Genomic DNA, 19116 nt, shown 5'->3' with positions numbered 1-19116 from the left:
AAGCATCCCTCCTTGTGTAGTGGAGCATCTGGAGGTAGGGTTCCAGAATGGATCGCACCCGCTACCCGTTCATTTCGTTCGAGTTTGACACTCAAAAGGTGTCCCCTGATCTGTGGCTGATGCTTGGCGAGGCGTTCTCCAAATGCCAGCATCTTGCAGGCGTTCCACTCAAGCCTGCAGCCGCTGAGAAGCTTGCCTCCGTGTTCCTTGCCCGTGGCGTCGCGGCGACGACCGCTATCGAGGGCAACACCTTGTCAGCCGACGAGGTACAGAACATTGTGGATCATGGGAGCGCAGCGGTCCCGGAGTCACGGGCTTATCTTGAGCGTGAAGTTCAGAATGTACTCGGCGCGATCCGCGAGATAGATGATGCGCTCCAACGTGGAGAGCGTCCCCCCATCACACGCGAGCGGCTGGAAGAACTGAACTTCAAGATTCTCGACGGGATCCCCGATAAGCCCGAGGTCGTTCCCGGGCAGATTCGTCAGCACGATGTGGCCGTTGGCACGTACAAGCCACCCCACTACACAGACGTTCCCGAACTTGTTGAACAGTTCGTCGCCTGGATTGCCACACTTCTTCCCAAGCCGTCAAGCGAGGCAAAACCTGAAGAGCAGTTCATCAAAGCGTTCTTCTCGGCCGTGTTGGCTCATATCTATATCGCTTGGATTCATCCGTTCGGCAACGGCAACGGCCGCCTCGCTCGCCTAGTCGAGGTGCAGATACTGTCGGAGTCCGGCGTAGTACCGCTCGTGGCAACCAATCTGCTCTCAGATCACTACAACAAGACCCGTGATGCCTACTACCTCGCGCTTGATGCAGCTCAGCGAGATGTTCGCGACTTCGTCAGGTACGCGCTTCGTGGGTTCCTTGACGAATTGCGCGAGCAGATCGCTATCGTTCGCAACGAGAATATCGCGATCCATTGGGAGAGCTTCGTTCACGAGACGTTCAAGTCGATGCCGCGCACAGCAACTCGCGACCGCCAACGTGATGTAGCCCTGACCGCCGTCAAGAGTCAAATTGTCACGCCGGAAAGCGTGAAGGACCTCTCGACCTCCCTGGCGCGGGAGTACGCACTGTGTGGAGAAAGGACGCCAGCGAGAGACCTGAACGACCTAGTGAAGTTGGGCTTGTTCAATAAGGTCGGCTACCGAAAGTTTGTTGCCAACCGCGAGATTATTGAAGCGTTCATCCCTCCAACGGCGCACTAAACCTCACGAAGAAGCCCTGGATCTTGTCGAATCAGATCCAGGGCTTCTTCGGTGTCCGCGCGAGTCTCAGTTCTAGTAACGCCTGCGCCTCTAAACGCCCGCGCCTAGATAGCTCGGTCGTCCGTCTCGGTAACGTCTGCCAGCGGCGTCGGCGAGTGGTAGTACTCGCCGATTCGGGTTGGCGACATTTGCAGGTGAGAGGCAACCATCGCGATCGATGTTCCTCGCAGCACCGAGTACTCGGCCGCGATCTTCCTGGCCGCAGACAGTTGCTCGGTTGCGTCGTGGATCGCGGCGAGCAGCATCGCTTGCTTGACCTGATCGCGCGCGCTTGACCGCGTGATGGTCTCTATCGCTTCGGTGAGCGTATCGACTGGCCTCTGGACGTAGGGCAGCAGGTCGGCTGTTCGCTTGGCTTCGTGCGCTGCGTACTTCACGCCATCAATAGCGTTGGCCGGTGCGCCAGGTCTGCGTGGTGACATGTCCGGAGTCTATCAGCGCCGATTCCACGATTTGAGGTTGATTCAGCGTGCATCGTGTGCGATGCTTTGCTCAGCCGCATTCAAACCAAAACCGTTGAATGACCGTGGATGCGGTGTTGATTCCAAGAGGAGAACAAGAATGAACACGACTCAGGCTGCAAGCCTTCCGATCCTGACCAATTCCGAGGCGTGGCCGCTGACGGCACTCGGCCTCGGCGAGCCGATGAGATTTCGGATGAAGGGTGATCGCGGTAGCGCGCAGAGCAACGCGCTGTCTGCGGACGGACGCCCGACGCTGGCATCGGGCTGCATCCCCCAGCTGCTCGACAAGGAAGGGCGGCTACGTCCCCAGAAGGGCCACTCGCTGCACGTCATCAACGCGGTACCGGACGACGTGATCGAAGCTGGCGACCAGGTACGCGCCGAAGGGCTGATCTGGGTGCAACCCTACGAGAGCAACGGGCGTGTGCTCCTGTCGATCACCGTGGAAAGCCTCGTGCCGGTGACGGTTTCCGTTGCGAAGAAGGCGGAAGGCTGATCGTGGCTACGACGAAGCGACAAAGCGCCGCTGTGTGGGCCCTGGGCATTGCGGCTGCTGTTGGTCTGATGCTGACGGGGTGCGGCGCCCCTGCAACGGCTACCCCCAGCGCTTCTCCGGCCACGGAGCGCGTCGATGGTTCGCCATACGAGATGCGCGTGGGTCGCGTCGTCGCCGGAGAGCCGGGGAGTATCACCGCTGAATTCTTCGTCCCGGCGTGGTCTGCGGGTCTTTGGCTGCGGTTCTCTTCGATTGAGGGCACAACTACCCGCGATGTATGTCAGATCGTTGTGGCGGACACCGTGACGTCGACCGAGGACGTGTGCTCAGTCGAGGCCGTCGAGCGCGAGGACGGTGACGTCCGTGGTGTTGTGCTTGTCGTGGAGGGACTGCCCGATACGGGCTACTTCGAACTGGACTCGCGCGAACTCCGCAAAACGGAGGAAGGCGGGTGGTCGGGTGAGACCTCCGGGCGTTCAGTGAAGCTGTGGGGCTTCCTCCCCGTTACGGAGGGGGCGAAATGAGTCTGGATCGTCTTCTGCGACGGGGTATCTGGCTGCTCGTGCCGGTTGTTCTCGTGCTGCTCGCGTTCGTGGGCGTGGATTCCGGTTCGCCCATCTATGCGCTGGTGAGCCTCGTTCGCATCGTTTTGATCGTCCTGGCGGCGATCCTGTTCGCGATCGCGCTGGCTTTCCTGCTGCTGCGCCCGTTCCGGGTATGGGCAATCAATCGGTTCCGCAAGGGTAAAGGTCGTGGACCGAACTTGCCGAAGGAACAGCGCGCTACCCTCAGCAAGTTTGAGGCTCGTGCGATGGCACGGATGCGGGAGCCGTGGAAGTGGGCGGAGCATGCAGGTATCGCAGTGACTGCTCGCTTGCACGATGGTTCTACCGGCACCTATTACCCGAAGGTGGATTCGACTGGCGTATCTGCTTTCGGACCGTTCGTGACGGTGATCGTTCCTCCGGGGAAGCATCCTGGCCATTTCGAGGATGACGCGCTCTCGGCAGCGGTCGGCGCTTCGATTCGCGCTGAGAAGGCCGGCCCTTCGTCGGTGCGCCTGCAACTGCTGTCGCGTGACCCGTTGGCCGGCACGCGACGCGTGCGAACCGATTCAGCGACGGTGGCGACTCCGATTCGGGTTGAAGACTGGACGGACGAGCCGAGAGAGGGCGTGTTCTGATGTCGCTCGACTTTGAAGACGAGGACACGCCCTGGGCGCTGCTCGATGGATTCGAGTTCGTAGACCCGAACGCGGATGGTGAGTCATGAGTGCCGATGCAGTCGTAGGCGTCGATGAGCGCGGGCGTGATGTTCAGTTCGATCACTTCGCGGCACTTCATACGGTCGTCGTGGGTCAGACCAGGTCGGGCAAGACGATCTTCTCCCACATGGCGCTACTGACGGCGGCTCGTGATCCGCGCATTCGGGTTTGCGGGGTAGATCCCAGTGGTTTGTTGCTGCACCCGCACAGACGAGGGGAGGATGACCCGCTGATCCATCTGGGCACGGATGATCCGGAGCGCGCTTGTGGGGTTGTGGAATCACTGGTTCGGATCATGGATCGTCGGATCAAGACACTGCTGGCGCATGGGGTCGATGCCGTGCCGCGCGAAGTGCTGCGGCCCGCGTTTCCGAAGTACGTGATTGTGCTCGAGGAATTCGCGGGTTTGCTCACCTGGCTGGATTCCGAGGACGCTGGGCGTAAGGCGGGCGAAAAGTACGCGCCTCGTTTCAAGTCTGCCGTTGGTCGCCTTGCCCGTGAGGCTGCGAAGGCGTCGCTGAATCTGTACCTCGTCCTCCAGCGCGGAGAGGCCGCCTTCCTGCCAGACCGTGCTCAGCTTGCCCGGCGCGTGGCGTTCAGGCAGGACAACGCCGCGTCAGTGAGCCTCCTGATGGAGAACGCGACACCGGAAGACGTGCAGCGGATCATGTCGCTAGCACCTGGTCAGGGCGTCATCTGGGAGCCGGGTGAACCTCTCAGGTTCCTTCGCGCCGACCTGCTGCCCTATATCGATTACCGCGCTGCGGTGCTCGCTGCTCGCGCTCGTGATGCTGCGCAGGAGGTGGTCAGCGGTGGATCGGCATGAGCGGCTGCGCGCCCTAAACGATGAGATAGCAGCTTTCGAGAAGCAAGCTATCGGCCGCGCAATGGTGGGGCAGTGGACGGCTCAGCATGACATGAAATTGCGAGCTTTCTATGACGAGCGCCGCCGCCTAACTCGGCCTGCGGGTTCGCGGCTTGAACAGGTCGTCACGAACCTCCATGAGTTCATTGCTCTGGCTCGCCGATTGCGACCGGCCCTGCCGCCGCTGCGCACGCCCGGCTCTGATGCGGATAGGGCGGCTGTGGCTCGAATTGAACGGTTGACGGATGAGATCGGCGGACGGGAGGCAGACCGCCTGTGCCTCACAGCTGGTGGCACCTGGACTGCAGACGAAGATGTGGCATTGAGCGGCATGTACGCCGAGTGGAGCCGACTGGTTGAGAAGTGGAGGGACGAGTGATGAGTAAGACCGTGGATACGCCGCTCTGGTACACGGAGGCCGAACTCGCGGAGCTTATGCGGGTGCACCCGTCGACGATCTCTCGGAAGGTTAGGGCTGGAACCTTCCCGATCACGCCGCTTGTCGTCGGTGCTCGAAGGGTATACGCCGTTGCTGACGTGCATCGGCTTGCGGGGCTGACCGTTGAGCGTTGAGCGACGAGAAACAGCCTCCGGTGTTCGGTGGCGGGTGCGGCTCCATGCAGGTGGCCGGGTCGTGGCGGATAAGACGTTCACGACCCGACGTGCCGCGGATGCGTTCGAACGGCAGCAGAAGGAAGCGCTTCACGTTGGCAGCTTCGTCGCCCCTCAGCAGCTGCGCACGCCACTTTCGGAGGTCATTGCTACGTTTCTCGTCGCACGTTCAGGCCAGGTCGCGCCGCACACGCTCCGCACTGACCGCGATAACTTCGCTGCACTTCCGTCGAAGTTCGTTGCTCGGCCCATCGGATCGGTGGGGGAGGCGGAGGTACTGGGGGTGCTCACCGATCTGCTGAGCACTCGCGCTCACTCCACGGTTTCGCGGATTCGCACGACGCTCTCGGCACTATGGTCATGGGCTGTTCGCCAGCGCTACACGCCGACGAATCCTGTTCGTTCTGTGCGGATGCCGTCTGGTGCCGTGCAAGCTCATGAAGGAGCGCCGCTGACGGCTTCTATCCTCGCGGCGATTCTTGATGCACAGCGGAGCCGTTCACCGCACGGCGCGCTCATCACCGAATTCCTCAGCCTCTCAGGCCTTAGGTGGAGCGAGTTACGCGCGATGAGGGTTGGGCAGCTTCAAGACGCGCCATTCCCGGCCGTTCAGGTGCTTCGTGCACAGAGCGACGGCTACGCCGAGAAGTCGCCTAAGACTGCCAGGGGTCGCCGTACTGTGCCTCTCGTGGCGCGTGCGCATGAGATTGCGAGAGAGTGGGCGGCAGGCAAGGGGCCAGCGGACTACCTCGCGACGAGCGCGACCGGGTTGCAGCTGCGGGGCACCTACTTTCGCCGTGCAGTTGCGTGGACGTCGACGTCCCCCGACCATACGGTGCATGATCTGCGCCACTACGCCGCTTCGACATGGCTGCGGCAGGGCATCCCGATCAACCAGGTTTCGGCCTGGCTCGGGGATGACCCGCGCACCGTTCTGCGCGTGTATGCACATGTGCTCGGGGAAGCTCAGGACATAGAGGCTCTGCGCCGCCTGAACGCGTCACTCCCCTCTCACTCCCCTGACAACAACGAAACAGGGGAAGGAGGGAAGGTCGGATAGGAAGCGAAAATCGCTTCTGACCAGGTGCGGAGACGGAGGGATTTGAACCCTCGGTTCCCGTGAGGGAACTCCACCTTAGCAGGGTGGTGCACTAGGCCGGACTATGCGACGTCTCCAGACATCCGACTCGAAAGCACGGATGCGCTCCTCCATCATAACCGGTCGGAACGAGTGTCACGAACCGGCCGTTCTCACGCCTGCGAGTCGGCCAGCAGCCGCGCTGTCGCCGTCGCCATGTGCACGGCCATCGCGGACGCGGCAGCGTCGCCGTCACCTCGGCGCACGCCCGCCAGCACCGCTTCGTGCTCCGCGACCGCCCGCTCCGCCTCGGCGGAATCGTGCACCGCGCGGTCGGCGTAGACCTGCAGGAGCGAGCGGATGACGTGCACATGATCGGTCAACGTCTCGTTGCCGGCAGCCTCGGCGAGCGCGTGGTGGAAATCGAGATCGGCCTTCGCGAAGGCGGGAAGATCGGCGACCGTCTCGCGCATCCGCTTCACGTCGTCGTCAAGCCGGGCGATGACCGCGGCATCCGCCCGCGCAGCGGCCAGCCGGGCGACGTAGATCTCCAGCCCCTCGCGCAGCTCCAGCAGTTGCGCGGTGTTGCGTTCGCCGATGAGCAGCCCCCAGCGCAGCGTCTGCGGCAGAAGCTCGCTCGCCAGTCCGCGAAGGTAGGTGCCGGATCCTGGCCTGACATCGACGATCCCGAGAATCTCGAGCGCGGCGAGCGCTTCGCGCACTGCCGAACGCCCGACGCCGAGTGTCGCGGAGAGCTGCCGCTCCGGGGGCAGCCTGGTGCCGGGTGCCACTGCTCCGCTGGTGAACAGATCGAGCAGACGTCGTGCCACCTCGGAGACCGGCGTCCCAGAGGGCAGCGCACTCAGCGCGGACGCGATGTCATCGACCGATTCGCCGGGGTATGCGGGCATGGCTTCAACCTACCCGAGCGCGAGGAGAAGACTTGCAATTGGTCAACCGGTTTGTCAAAATGTGATCATGATCGGACTCGGCACCTACGCCTACTTCTGGCAGCACTCCGACCGCGTGCCGCAGCCTTTGAGCCTGATCGACGCTCTCGAGGACACCCGCGCCCAGGGCGTCGGCCTCTTCCAGATCTGCGACTACGCACCGCTGGAGCGGATGACCGACACCGAACTGCGCGACGCCGCCAAGGCCGCCGGAGACCTCGGTCTCACGATCGAGCTCGGCACGAAGGGCATCATCCCCGAGCACCTGAGTCGCTTCCTCGAGTTGGCCGATGTCTTCGATGCGCGCCTGGTGCGCAGCATGCTCTACGGTCCGGACTCGCGTCCTTCGCTGGCCGAGGCCGAGACCTGGCTGCGCCGCACGATGCGCGAATACGAAGCCGCGGGGGTCACGCTCGCGCTCGAGACGTACGAGCAGCTGGCCACGGCTGACCTCGTCGGTCTCGTCGAGAGCGTCGGCAGCGATCGCCTCGGAATCTGCCTCGATCCGGCGAACGTCGTGGCCCGGTTGGAGAACCCGAGAACGTGCGTCGAGCAGACAGCGGCGCTCACCAAGAACGTGCACGTGAAGGACTTCGCCTTCGCCCGCCAGCCGGGCTGGGTCGGATTCACCTACAGCGGCGCCTCGATGGGATCTGGGCTGCACGACTACGCCCACATTCTCGGGGCCGTCCGCCCTCGCGAGCGCGGCATCAACGAGATCGTCGAGCACTGGCTGCCGTGGCAGGACGACGCCGAGACGACCATACGAACCGAGCGGGAATGGACCCGCGCCACACTGGAACATCTGAGGAGCACACTGTGACCGAGAACCACAAGATCGCCGTCATCGGCGCGGGCGGCAAGATGGGCATGCGCGTGTCCGACAACCTCGCGAACACGGACCACACCGTCTGGTACGTGGAGAACTCCCCCGCCGGTCGGCAGCGCACGATCGACGCTGGGCGCGAACTGACGGACGCGTCCGCAGCCGTGGCCGACGCCGACATCGTCGTGCTGGCCGTGCCTGACCTGGCCCTCGGCCCCGTCACGGCCGAACTGGTTCCGCAGCTGCGTTCGGGCGCGATCGTGCTGACGCTCGACCCGGCCGCCGCCTACGCCGGGCTGCTCACCACTCGCGAGGACGTCATCCAGGCCGTCGCGCATCCGTGCCATCCGTCGATCTTCCTGCAGCGCGAGACCCCCGCGCAGTGGGCCGACACCTTCGGCGGCATCGCCGCCCCGCAAGACGCCATCGCCGCGATCGAGAGCGACGACGAAGCGAAGAGGGCCATCGTCGAAGCGACGGTCCGCGCGATCTACGCCCCGGTCATCGACGTGCACTGGGTCACGATCAAGCAGCTCGCACAGCTCGAGCCGACGCTCGTGGAGACCGTCGCCTGCATGATCGGCGATCTCCTCAACGAGGCTCTTCAGGAGGCCGTGAACACGATGGGCGTTCCGGAGGCGGCTGCGCGCAGCATCCTGTACGGTCACACGCAGGTGGCACTGGCCAACGGCCTGCGCGGCGACAACCCGTTCAGCGACGCGTGCCTGATCGCGATGGACTACGGCAGGGAGAGCATCATCAAGGACGATTGGAAGAAGATCTTCCGCGACGACGAGCTCGACAAGAACCTCGCGCGGATGCTCCACCTCGACAAGATCGAGCGCTGAGATGACCCGCCTCCAGGGGAAGACGGCACTCGTCACGGGCGCCGGAGCGGGGATCGGACGCGCGGTCGCCGAGCGCTTCGCTCGCGAGGGCGCCCGAGTGATCATCGCCGACAGAGATGCGGATGCCGCGGCATCCGTCGCTGCGGAGATCGGCGACGTCGCCCGCGCGGCAGTCGTCGACATCGCCGACGAGGCATCCGTCGAAGCGGCGTTCGCCTACCTCGTCGCCGCCGGGTGGAGCCCCGACGTGGTCGTGGCGAATGCCGGAGTGCAGCTGTTCGGGCAGGATGCCAAGGCCGCGGATCTCGATCTCGACGTCTGGCGCCGCACGATCGACATCAACCTGACCGGAACATTCCTCACCGTGAAGCACTCGGTCCGCGCGATGCTGACTGCCGGCGGCGGGTCGATCATCCTCACCGGAAGCCCCACCGGCCTCAACGGGGAAGGGCAGGACTTCACGGCGTACTCCGCATCGAAGGCCGGCATCCATGGCCTCACCCGCACGGTCGCCGCGGCATATGCCGGTGACGGCATCCGGGTGAACACGGTCGTTCCCGCCTACACCGAGACCGGGCTCGTCTCGACGATCTCCGACGATCCTGAATCGCGCGCGGCGATCGTCGGGCGCATTCCGCTCGGTCGCGCCGGCAGCCCCGCCGACATCGAGGGGATCATGGTGTTCCTCGCCAGCAGCGACGGAGAGTTCGCCACCGGAGCGCTGTTCGCGGTCGACGGGGGCATGACGACGCTGTGAGCGCCGGCGGCATCATGCTGTGTCTCGCACTCGCGCATCGACGCGAGTCGGTCGAGCCCGGCCCCGTCGGCGTCACGAAACGCTGAACGAGAACGAAAGTGGAAATGCTGTGACCTGGAATCGTGCTGAACGCGACATCCGGAGGCTCGGGCACTGGAGCTTCGAGAGACGCGACGACGAGATCGCCGCACTGCGCTGGCGGGGGCGTCGCGTGCTGCGCAGCGTTCGCGCGGTGATCCGCGACCACGACTGGAACACCGTTCCGCTCTTCGTCGATTCCGTGGTCGCAGACGGTGATGTTCTTGAACTCGCCGTCCGTTCCGACGAGCCCGCGGCCTTCATCGGCAGCGTTCGCGTCGAGCTCGTCGACGGCGGCATCACGATCGGCATGGACCTGCAGGCCGCGCAGCCCTTTCTGACGAATCGCATCGGCCTCGTCGTGCTGCATCCCCCTCTGATCGCCGGCCAGGAAGTCGTCGTCGGTCGTGCCGACGGAACGACCGAGCACAGCCGATTCCCGCTCGGGATCAGCCCGCACCAGCCCATGACTGAAATCTCTGAACTGGAGTGGTCTGACGAGGACACCCTGATCAGCGTCCGCTTCGACGGAGACGTGTTCGAGATGGAGGACCAGCGCAACTGGACCGACGCCTCGTACAAGACGTACAACCGTCCGCTCTCCCTGCCCTTTCCCTACTCGGTCGCCGCAGGCGAGCACATCACGCAATCTGTGCACATCACGGCACGGGCGGACACCGACGCACACGATGCCGTACCCGGCGGTGCCGTCATCCGGCTCAGCGGGGGCGGCCGATTCCCGTCCATCGGCGTCGCGGCGTCGTCGGCGCCCGACCCTGCACCGGCATTCGCACCGCTCGGCCCTGAGCTGCTCGTCGAACTGGATCTGGCCAGCACCAACTGGCACGCGGCTCTCGAACGCGCGGCGGCCACCGGCCAGCATCTCGACGTGCGACTGGTGCTCGATCCTGAAGCACCCGACGAGGTCGCACGGGCGGTCGCCGCGCTCGATGGGCGGCCCGTCGTGCGCATCGCCGCATTCCACGCAGTCGGAGATGCCCGTCATGTATCGGATGCCGCGAGCACTGCGTTGTTGCGCAGCGCCCTGGCCTCTGCGGGGCGGGAGATACCCGTCGTCGGAGGCAGCCGCTCGCACTTCACCGAGATGAACCGCGAGTTCCACCGCCTCCCGGACGACCTCGACGGACTCGTCGTCACCCTCACTCCCCTGTTTCACTCGCGCGACACGGAGCAGCTGGTCGAGTCCATCGCGATCCAGCGGCTCATCGCGGACGAGATGATCGAGCGCGCCGCCGGGCTGCCCGTCCACATCGGACCCGTCACTCTGGCACCCCGATTCAACGACGTCGCGACCGGCCCGCAGCCCGCGCCGAGCCGGATCGATCTCGCCGAGGGATACGGCGCGCAGTTCACCGGGGTCGACGATCCACGACAGCGCGCCACAGAGCTCGCCGCGTGGGTGATCGCCAGCGCCGCTGCACTGGCTCGACCTGGAGTCGCGACCGTTGTGTGGTTCGAGGAATGGGGCCCGCGCGGGGTGCGCAACACGGACGGGACCGATCTGCCTGTTCTCGCGGCTGTCCGCGAACTGGTCGATCTCGCCGCCGATGACACCGCCGAACTGATCTCCGGCCCCAGTCCCGACGGGTTCGTATGGGCGCTGGGCAGCCGCACTCATGAAGGCGGTGCGATTCTCGCCGCGAACATCGACACCGCCGAGCGTTCCGTGCGCCTCGTCGTCGAAGACGAGACCATCGCGCTCATCCTGCCGCCCGCATCCTTCACCCGAATCCCGCTCCCCGCAGAGGAACAGCACGAATGATCGACAACTGGAAGCACCGACTGCGTACGCACATCCTCGAGCACGCCGTGCAGATGACCCGGGAGCCGAGCGGCGTCCTCACTCATCCGTACACCGTGCCCAGTTCGCCGGACTCCCCGTACTACTCGGCGGCGCTGTGGGACTGGGATTCCTGGTTCATCAGCGTCGTGCTCGGACAGGTCGAACTCGAATCAGGGCAGACCGGTCGTTTCGGCGCCTACGAGGAGGGCACGATACGCAACTTCCTCGCACACACCGACGAAGACGGTGTCATGCCGCTGCTGCTCAAGCCGGAAGGACCGCTTCTGCACGGGGACCCGAGCCGTGCAGCCGGGTTCTCGCAGAACATGCACAAGCCGATCATCGCTCAGCAGACCGCACTGCTCAGTCGCCGCCGTGGAACCACCGAGTGGATCCGCGACGACCTCCCGACGATCGAACGGTTCCTCCACCGCTATCTCGAGAGTCACATCCATGCCGAGACCGGTCTGGCCTATTGGCAGACCGACTTCGCCATCGGCGTCGACAACGACCCGTCGGTCTACTACCGTCCCGACCGCAGCACCGCATCGATCTACCTCAACTCCCTGTTGTATCGGGAGCTGCTCGCATACGGGTCTCTGCTCGAGGACGTCGATCGTCTGCAGGAGGCCAACGTCTGGCGCGGGCACGCACAGGACCTCGCCGACGCCATCAACGAGCACCTCTGGGATGAGCGCGACGGCACGTACTACAGCGCCGACCTCGCCTTCCGGGAGATCGACTCAGAGGATTGGCTGCACAGCGGCGCGCCGCGGTCCTGGTCCTCGTTGCTTCTTCGTGTGGACAACTGGTCGAGCTTCCTCCCGATGTGGGCGGGAATCGCATCGCAGGAGCGGGCGGAGCGGATGCGGCAGCGCCTGCAGGACGCCCGCACATTCCGCGCGAATTACGGTGTCCGCACCCTTTCTCGCCTCGAGAAGGCCTACAACCTGCGCGCGTCGAACAATCCGTCCAACTGGCTCGGACCGGTCTGGGGAATCAGCAACTACCTGGTCTTCCGTGGGCTTCAGAAGTACGGCTTCCTCGACGATGCCCGCGAGATCGCCGAAGAGACCGTCGCCCTGTTCGGCCGCGATCTCGAGACCACCGGGTCGCTCCACGAGTTCTACAATCCCGACACCGGCGAGGCCATCATGACCAGGAACTTCCAGAACTGGAACTTCCTGGTGCTGAACATGATCGCGTTCCTCGAAGATCGCGCGACGGTGACCGAGTTCTGAGCTTCGGCAGAGTCGTATCGAGCGAGGGACGTCAGAAGTTCATCGCCCGGTCGACGCCCTGACCACCAATTCGGGTTCGAACACGACCTGTTGCACGGGCCGACCAGGATCCGCCTCCTCGTCGAGCAGGAGCCGCAGAGCGGTCTCGCCCATGATCCTGCTCGGCTGACGCACGGAGCTGAGCGGGACCACGGCCGCCGCCGCGAAGTCGATGTCATCGAACCCGATGAGCGCGACGTCCTCCGGAACCCTCAGCCCGGGCGACTGGAGCAGGCCCTGCAGCACGCCGAGAGCAAGCAGATCGTTGCCGGCGAACACCCCGTCCGGTCGTTCCGACGCCTTTCTGGCGGCGATCTCCTCGCCGACGGCGCGACCGTCGGCGACCTGCATCGCGGATGTCGCGAAGACCTCGAGCGTGACACCGGAGCGTTCACGCACCGCACGCTCGACGCCACGGCGTCGGTCCTCGATCTGCCGCAGGTCGGCCGGGCCGCCGACGAACATCAGACGGCGTCGACTGCGCTCGATCAGGTGCGTGCCGGCCAGCCACCCGCCCTTCTCGTCATCGACGGACACGGAGCTGAACACGCCATCGGCGCTTCGTCTGTCCACCAGCACGGCCGGAGTGCCTCGCTCACGCAACCGCTGCAGTCGGGGGCCGACCTCTCCGTAGGGCGAGATCAGGACTCCGCGCACCCGCTGCTGCTCGAACAGATCCAAATAGCGCGACTCACGCGATTCGTCCTCGTCGCTGTTGCCGAGGATGACTGCGAGATCATGCCGTTCGGCCTCCTGCTCCGCGCCTCGAGCCATCTCGGTGAAGAACGGGTTCCGGACATCCAGCACGACGAGACCGACCGTCGTGCTCTGCCCAGCCCTCAACTGCCTGGCAGCATCGTTTCGCACGTAACCGAGGGCCTCGATCGCCTCGTTCACCCGCCGCACGGATTCCGGAGCCACACGCTCGCGATGGTTCAGGACGTTGGAAACGGTACCCACCGAGACGCCGGCGTGGGCAGCGACCTCCCTGACGCTGACGGTCATGCTCGGCCGAATCCTTCCGTGCTGGCACGGATGACGAGGTCAGGTTCGAACATGTGGTGGGGATCAGCGATCGCACGGCCTTCGATGGTGTCGAAGAGCAGATCGACCACCGTGCCGCCGAAACTGTCGTGCCTGCCGCTCACGCTGGTGAGCGGGATGAGCGACACCTCGGCGAACTCGTTGTCGTCGTATCCGATGATCGCCGTCTGGCGCGGAATGTCGACGCCGCCCTGCACCAGCACCTGCATGATGCCCAACGCGAGAAGATCATTGACGGCGAATATCCCGTCGGGGCGGAGCTCCGCCGGTCGGGCCAGCAAGGCTGCCCCCACCTCACGGCCTCCGCGAACGGTACGGTCGGGCATGTCGATGACTTCGATCGTCGCTGCACCGAACAGGCGCACGGCCTCGCTCGCACCGGCGAGGCGATCCGCGACCTGAGGAATGCCCAGCGGACCACCGACGTAGGCGATCCTGCGGCACCCGACGTCGAGCAGATGCTCCAACGCCTTCCGGCCGCCCGAGACGTCGTCCAACGACACGGACGGCTGTTCGTCCGAGCGTCCCTTCTGGCCGATCAGAACGGATGGAGTGCCACGCTTGCGCACCTGAGCGAGGCGCTCCTCCACGGGAAGGTGCGATGAGACCAGAAGCCCCTGCACCCGGTGCTGCTCGAACACCCTGAGGTATGCGTCCTCGCGATCCCGGCTGCGATGGGAGTTCGCCAGGAACACGGTGACTCCACGCTCGTCAGCGCGTCGCTCGACGCCCTCGGCGATCTCGGCGAAATAGGGGTTGCTCACGTCTGGCGCGAGATAGCCGATCACACTCGAGACACCGAGTCGCAGTTGACGACCGGCACTGCTCGGCACGAAACCCAGTGAGTCGATCGCGAACTGAATGCGCTGAGCCTTGTCAGCGGACACCCGGTCCGGGTGGTTGAGGAAGTTGGAGACCGTTCCGACGGCTACATTTGCGAGCGCCGCGACGTCGCGGATGCCGACCCTGGACATTCGGCGGCCCCCTCCACTCGCGTGACTCACAGATTGAACGCCACTGTACAGGAGCAGGCGGCCCGCACAGCGTTGTCGCTAGAACGTTTCAAAGCCTCCGCAGTCCTCTCTGCCCGCAGGCGCGCTCGCGACCGCGACCGTCCGCGCCGATCGAGAACGCCCCCCGGCTGTCTTGTGATCAAATTGTGACGTTTCAACCTGATCCACCCTACCCGAGAGGCATCTCGCCTGTGCCACCACCGCGCAGCACGGCTACCGTTCCGCCACCGTGGCGATTTTCCCGATTGACATTGGCTTGCCACGCATCTAGCATCCAATTGAAACGTCTCAATAAGGAGATTCCACTTTCAAGGAGGAAATGTGTTCACAGCACCACGGCGGCGCCCCCGTAAGGCGCTCATCGGCGCGGCCGCACTGCTCGGTGCCGGCGCCCTCGTCCTCGCAGGCTGCGCAGGCGGCAGCGGCGGAGCAGAGCCCTCTTCCATGGAGTTCCTCAAGAACTCCGAGAACACCACCACCGAACCTGTGCTCGACGCGCTCGCCGCCGGTGATTGCAAGGCCGAGGATGAGACCCTCCCCCTCGAAGTCAGTTCGATGCCTCAGGCAGAACTCGACTCGCAGATCCAGCTCCTCGCCAGCCAGGGGGGCCTTCCGCCCATGTTCTCGGCCGGCGGCAACCCGGCTGAGGGCGCGAAGCTCGCCGAGGCGGATGTGCTGGTCGATTTCGACAAGGCACTGACTGACCTCGGGGTCCGCGACAAGATCGCTCCCGGTGCCGTCTCCACGATCGAGAAGCTCTACGGCGGCGGTTTCAACTTCCTGCCCTTCCAGTACAACATCGAGGGCATCTGGTACAACACTCAGATCTTCGAGGAGAACGGCTGGGAGGTCCCCGAGACATGGGACGACCTCCTCACTGTCGCTGCGGAAGCGAAGGCCGCGGGGCTGACGCCGCTCTCGGCCTCGGGTGAGCAGGGATGGCCCATCACGCGTCTTCTCTCGACGTACATCTTCCGCGACCTCGGGCCCGACGCGATGCAGAAGGTCGCCGACGGTGAAGCGAAGCTGACGGACCCCGAGTACGTCGAGGCCGCCGAGGCCATAGCCGGTCTCGGTGCTGAGGGCTACTTCGGGGACAACGTGACATCGCTCGACATCGACGGCTCGTACAACCTGTTCCTCACCGGGAAGTCGCCGATGATCTACATGGGAAGCTGGATCCTCGGCAACATCAACGGCGAGGGCAATGAGGTCGGCGCCGAGAACATGAGCTTCTTCCCGTTCCCCGCCGTCGAAGGCGGAGCCGGATCGATCGACCAGTATCCGGCGAATGTGGGCCTGCCTGCCACGTTCAGCTCGGAAAGCTACTCCGACGGTGTGGCCGGATGGCTCGGCTGCATCGCCGAGAACTACGGCAACGAAGCACTCAAGCAGGGCCAGATCACCGGTTTCGTCGCCGATGAGGAGGCCGACCTGCCCGAGATCTCGCAGAAGGTCGCCGATACGATCGCCGAGAGCACTGACAGCGTGCTGTGGTTCGAGGCGCTGTTCAACGCCAAGGCGAGCCAGATCTCGTCGACGAACGCCGCGCTGCTCGTCACCGGTCAGCTCACGCCGGACGAGTTCATGAGCATGGTGCAGGACGCCATCGACAACCCGTGATCCACAGGTGCCCCGTCGTCTCTGCGGCGGGGCACCTCGCACTCGATACTTCTCGCGGACGTCGGCGGGTTCACCTCGCACACGTCCCACTCACCCCGGAAAGGCCCCCTCGATGAAGTCGATCTTCGGTGACCGCAAGGCGATCGTCCTCCTGCTGGTGCCCGCGTTGCTCGTCTATACGCTGATCATGCTGGTACCGGTCGTCTGGTCCCTGTTCCTGACGTTCTTCGACGGCACACCTCTCTCCGGGTTCCAGTTCGCCGGACTCGACAATTTCGCACGGCTCTTCTCCGATCCGGCCGTCTGGGAGGCGTTCTGGTTCACGATCCGGTACGCGGTGCTCGTGACGGCCTTCCAGGTCGTACTGGGCTACGGCCTCGCGCTGCTCTATCACTTCGTGCTGCGCAGGTCGTCGACTCTCGTGCGCACGCTCGTGTTCTTCCCGGTCGTCCTGCCGACCGTCGCCGTCTCGTTGCTCTACCAGAAGCTCTTCCAGTCCGCGCCGGACGACGGTCTCGTCAATGAGCTCCTGGTCAACGTCGGCCTCAGTGGCGTCGACTGGCTCGGCGGGGGCGGCACAGCATTCGTCGTGATCGTCATCATGGATGTGTGGCGCTCGATCGGGTTCTACGGCATCCTCATCTTCTCCGGCCTGCTCGACATTCCTGACGAGATCATCGAATCCGCGCGACTCGATGGCGCCAGCGGCGTCCGCCTCTTCCGGCACATCGTCCTGCCCATGTCCCTGCCGATCCTCTTCGCCTCGATCATCTTCAGCGTCAACGGCACGATCAAGGTCTTCGATTCGGTGTTCGCTCTGACCGCGGGCGGTCCTGGCAGCTCGACGACTCCGCTGACCCTGTACATGTACCGGACCGCGTTCCAATACAGCGACTACGGCTACGGCTCGACCGTCGCGCTCCTGTTGACGATGATGTGCCTGATCGTCACCCTGTTCATCTTCCGTTCGTCGCGCCGCGACGCCACGATCTGAAAGGCGCCGACATGACCTCCACTCTCGATACCGTCGCCGTTTCGTCCCCCCGTGCTCCGCGGCGGCATACAGGCGGCCCCGGCCCTTCGCTCATGCGTGGATTGCGTCGGATTCCGACGCTGCTCACGATCGCGGCCCTCATCCTCATGACGGCCTACCCGCTGTTCTGGATGTTCATCAACTCGCTGAAGTCCAACAGCGACTTCCTCAACAACCCCTCGTACGCCATGCCCGAGATCTGGCGGTGGGACAACTACGTCACGGGATGGGAGACAGCGAATCTCAGCACGACGGTCGTGAACTCCGTGCTCGTCACGTTCCCGTCGCTGATCCTCCTCGTGCTTCTCGGCACAGCCGCGGGATACGCACTCGAAGTGCTGGTCTTCAAAGGACGCAGCACGATCCTGCTGGTCTTCCTCGCGGGCATCATGATTCCCGGGCAGATGATCATCCTGCCGCTGTTCACCGCCTTCTTCAACATCGGCCTCACGGGCTCACTCCTGCCGCTGATCCTCATCTACACCGCAGGTGGATTGCCCCTGACGGTGTTCATGATGGCGACGTACTTCCGCGCGATCCCCCGTGAGATCTTCGAGGCGGCGACCATCGACGGCGCTTCGATGATCCGCGCGTTCTTCAGCATCGGAATGCCGATGATGCGCAACGCGATCTTCACCGTCGCGATCGTGCAGTTCTTCCAGATCTGGAACGATCTGCTCATCGCGCTGGTGTTCGGCGGACAGCGCAAGCTCAACACCATCCAGGTCGGCTTGCTCAACTTCTCCGGCGAGTACGGCTCGGTCAACTACGGGCCGCTGTTCGCCGCCATCTGCATCACCGTCTTCGCGATCCTGATCCTCTATCTCTTCTTGAACCAGCGCATCATGAAGGGCCTCGCGGCCGGCGCTGTCAAGGGATGAGGCCGGTGTCGGCGGGCCGCGATCGCGCCGCCCGCCGATACCCGTCAACGCCAGTCGTGGCGAGCGCGGAACCCGAGCCGCTCCTGGATCTTCGCCGTCGACATCAGCGACTCGAACTCACCGAGACCGTCGGCGATCGGTGTACCAGGGAACCAGTGCTCCGCCAACTGACGAGACGGAATCCGGGATCCGGATCCGGGAGCCGCGACGTTGAAGATCTCGAACCCGGGCCGCGCTCCTGCCACCGCGAGCGCGACCGCCTCGGCACCGTCTCGCGCATCGATCCACGAGCCGATCAGATCACGGCGGTAAGCGAGCTCCCCCGCTTGCTCGAACGTCGCGTATCCGTCCGGCGCCACGACATTCGTGAAGCGCAGCGCCGTGATGGAGGTATCGGGATGCCAGCCCGCGAGCTGAGCCGCCATGGACTCTTCGACCACCTTGCCGAGTCCGTACGTGTTGAACGCGCGGGTGTATGTCTCATCGACCGGAAGCATCGGCGGCGCGACGTCGAAAGGAAAGCCCATCGCCGTGATGCTCGAGGCGAACACCACGGTGCGGACGCCCGCGCGGTGAGCCGCGAGCAGCACGTGGGAGGATGCCGAGACGTTGTTCTCGAACGTCGTGATGTCGGGGACGATGCCGTTGACCGGGATAGCAGCCAGATGCACGATCGCGTCGACACCGTTGTGCCTCGCAGTGACTCCGAGGAACGCGTCCAGTGTCTGCCCGTAGTCGGACAGATCGACGCGGGTGAACCCGCTGCCGGGGACACCCGTGACGTCGAAGCCGACGACCTCATGACCATCGGAGCGCAACCGCTCGACGGTCGCTCTCCCGAGGGTTCCGCTGCTGCCGGTAACCGCGATATTCATTCAATGGCCTCCTGGGTCCAGTGTCGCACTGCCGCATCCGGGTCGGTCCGC

At 64.5% G+C, this 19116-nt stretch carries 21 protein-coding genes and 1 tRNA gene; 16 read left to right on the top strand and 6 right to left on the bottom strand.

Features of this window, described 5'->3' with window-relative positions; genetic code table 11:
- The first annotated feature begins 47 nt into the window (after positions 1-47).
- Positions 48-1214: a Fic family protein gene (locus ACYVG2_RS08170; protein ID WP_460780506.1), complete on the top strand. Its 1167-nt coding sequence runs from the start codon at positions 48-50 to the stop codon at positions 1212-1214.
- Between the two features lie 104 nt (positions 1215-1318).
- Here the strand turns inward: ACYVG2_RS08170 and ACYVG2_RS08165 are convergent, their stop codons facing one another.
- Positions 1319-1696 carry a hypothetical protein gene (locus ACYVG2_RS08165; protein ID WP_460780505.1) on the bottom strand — a complete coding sequence of 126 codons (378 nt, stop codon included), beginning with the start codon at positions 1694-1696 and terminating at the stop codon, positions 1319-1321.
- 139 nt (positions 1697-1835) lie between these two features.
- Between ACYVG2_RS08165 and ACYVG2_RS08160 the strand changes: the two genes are divergently transcribed.
- From ACYVG2_RS08160 to ACYVG2_RS08130, 7 genes are all read left to right on the top strand, one after another.
- Positions 1836-2234 carry a hypothetical protein gene (locus ACYVG2_RS08160; protein WP_460780504.1) on the top strand — a complete coding sequence of 133 codons (399 nt, stop codon included), beginning with the start codon at positions 1836-1838 and terminating at the stop codon, positions 2232-2234.
- A 158-nt stretch (positions 2235-2392) separates the two neighbouring features.
- Positions 2393-2758: a hypothetical protein gene (locus ACYVG2_RS08155; RefSeq protein ID WP_460780503.1), complete on the top strand. Its 366-nt coding sequence runs from the start codon at positions 2393-2395 to the stop codon at positions 2756-2758.
- Complete coding sequence (locus tag ACYVG2_RS08150) at positions 2755-3417, top strand: hypothetical protein (RefSeq protein WP_460780502.1); 663 nt, start codon at positions 2755-2757, stop codon at positions 3415-3417. The genes ACYVG2_RS08155 and ACYVG2_RS08150 overlap by 4 nt, the downstream gene beginning before the upstream one ends.
- Positions 3418-3502: 85 nt before the next feature.
- The gene (locus ACYVG2_RS08145) at positions 3503-4324 is read left to right on the top strand and encodes an FtsK/SpoIIIE domain-containing protein (protein ID WP_460780501.1); all 822 of its coding nucleotides are present in this window, start codon (positions 3503-3505) and stop codon (positions 4322-4324) included.
- Complete coding sequence (locus tag ACYVG2_RS08140; RefSeq protein WP_460780500.1) at positions 4311-4742, top strand: hypothetical protein; 432 nt, start codon at positions 4311-4313, stop codon at positions 4740-4742. Before ACYVG2_RS08145 ends, ACYVG2_RS08140 begins: the two co-directional genes overlap by 14 nt.
- Positions 4742-4936, top strand: a complete 195-nt coding sequence (locus ACYVG2_RS08135; RefSeq protein WP_460780499.1) for a helix-turn-helix transcriptional regulator — start codon at positions 4742-4744, stop codon at positions 4934-4936. Before ACYVG2_RS08140 ends, ACYVG2_RS08135 begins: the two co-directional genes overlap by 1 nt.
- Before the next feature lie 61 nt (positions 4937-4997).
- Complete coding sequence (locus ACYVG2_RS08130; protein ID WP_460780498.1) at positions 4998-6035, top strand: tyrosine-type recombinase/integrase; 1038 nt, start codon at positions 4998-5000, stop codon at positions 6033-6035.
- 27 nt (positions 6036-6062) lie between these two features.
- Here ACYVG2_RS08130 and ACYVG2_RS08125 read toward each other — a convergent pair.
- Both ACYVG2_RS08125 and ACYVG2_RS08120 read right to left on the bottom strand, forming a co-directional pair.
- Positions 6063-6151: transfer RNA gene (locus ACYVG2_RS08125), tRNA-Ser, on the bottom strand.
- A 75-nt stretch (positions 6152-6226) separates the two neighbouring features.
- On the bottom strand, positions 6227-6964 hold the full coding sequence (locus ACYVG2_RS08120) for a FadR/GntR family transcriptional regulator (RefSeq protein WP_460780497.1): 738 nt from the start codon (positions 6962-6964) through the stop codon (positions 6227-6229).
- Between the two features lie 67 nt (positions 6965-7031).
- On the opposite strand from ACYVG2_RS08120, the gene ACYVG2_RS08115 reads away from it, so the two are divergent.
- The 5 genes from ACYVG2_RS08115 (at position 7032) to ACYVG2_RS08095 (ending at position 12557) form a co-directional block, all read left to right on the top strand.
- Positions 7032-7826, top strand: a complete 795-nt coding sequence (locus ACYVG2_RS08115; RefSeq protein ID WP_460780496.1) for a sugar phosphate isomerase/epimerase family protein — start codon at positions 7032-7034, stop codon at positions 7824-7826.
- The gene (locus ACYVG2_RS08110) at positions 7784-8677 is read left to right on the top strand and encodes a phosphogluconate dehydrogenase C-terminal domain-containing protein (protein ID WP_460780495.1); all 894 of its coding nucleotides are present in this window, start codon (positions 7784-7786) and stop codon (positions 8675-8677) included. The genes ACYVG2_RS08115 and ACYVG2_RS08110 overlap by 43 nt, the downstream gene beginning before the upstream one ends.
- A 1-nt stretch (position 8678) precedes the next feature.
- Entirely contained in the window at positions 8679-9434 is a 756-nt protein-coding gene (locus ACYVG2_RS08105) for an SDR family NAD(P)-dependent oxidoreductase (RefSeq protein WP_460780494.1), read from the top strand.
- Between the two features lie 109 nt (positions 9435-9543).
- Positions 9544-11295, top strand: a complete 1752-nt coding sequence (locus tag ACYVG2_RS08100; RefSeq protein WP_460780493.1) for a hypothetical protein — start codon at positions 9544-9546, stop codon at positions 11293-11295.
- Complete coding sequence (locus ACYVG2_RS08095; protein WP_460780492.1) at positions 11292-12557, top strand: MGH1-like glycoside hydrolase domain-containing protein; 1266 nt, start codon at positions 11292-11294, stop codon at positions 12555-12557. Before ACYVG2_RS08100 ends, ACYVG2_RS08095 begins: the two co-directional genes overlap by 4 nt.
- Positions 12558-12596: 39 nt before the next feature.
- Here the strand turns inward: ACYVG2_RS08095 and ACYVG2_RS08090 are convergent, their stop codons facing one another.
- Both ACYVG2_RS08090 and ACYVG2_RS08085 read right to left on the bottom strand, forming a co-directional pair.
- A complete protein-coding gene (locus ACYVG2_RS08090) occupies positions 12597-13601 on the bottom strand; it encodes a LacI family DNA-binding transcriptional regulator (RefSeq protein ID WP_460780490.1) in 1005 nt (334 codons plus the stop codon).
- Complete coding sequence (locus ACYVG2_RS08085) at positions 13598-14614, bottom strand: LacI family DNA-binding transcriptional regulator (RefSeq protein ID WP_460780489.1); 1017 nt, start codon at positions 14612-14614, stop codon at positions 13598-13600. Before ACYVG2_RS08085 ends, ACYVG2_RS08090 begins: the two co-directional genes overlap by 4 nt.
- Before the next feature lie 360 nt (positions 14615-14974).
- Here ACYVG2_RS08085 and ACYVG2_RS08080 point away from each other — a divergent pair, with 360 nt between their 5' ends.
- The 3 genes from ACYVG2_RS08080 (at position 14975) to ACYVG2_RS08070 (ending at position 18190) form a co-directional block, all read left to right on the top strand.
- The gene (locus tag ACYVG2_RS08080; RefSeq protein WP_448966551.1) at positions 14975-16276 is read left to right on the top strand and encodes an ABC transporter substrate-binding protein; all 1302 of its coding nucleotides are present in this window, start codon (positions 14975-14977) and stop codon (positions 16274-16276) included.
- Between the two features lie 112 nt (positions 16277-16388).
- On the top strand, positions 16389-17270 hold the full coding sequence (locus tag ACYVG2_RS08075; protein WP_448966552.1) for a carbohydrate ABC transporter permease: 882 nt from the start codon (positions 16389-16391) through the stop codon (positions 17268-17270).
- 11 nt (positions 17271-17281) lie between these two features.
- Complete coding sequence (locus ACYVG2_RS08070) at positions 17282-18190, top strand: carbohydrate ABC transporter permease (RefSeq protein WP_448966553.1); 909 nt, start codon at positions 17282-17284, stop codon at positions 18188-18190.
- 44 nt (positions 18191-18234) lie between these two features.
- Here the strand turns inward: ACYVG2_RS08070 and ACYVG2_RS08065 are convergent, their stop codons facing one another.
- Positions 18235-19065: an NAD-dependent epimerase/dehydratase family protein gene (locus ACYVG2_RS08065; RefSeq protein WP_460780487.1), complete on the bottom strand. Its 831-nt coding sequence runs from the start codon at positions 19063-19065 to the stop codon at positions 18235-18237.
- Positions 19066-19116: the final 51 nt, after the last annotated feature.

The organism is Microbacterium shaanxiense (assembly GCF_054779995.1).
This window is presented reverse-complemented; position numbering and strand designations above follow the sequence as displayed.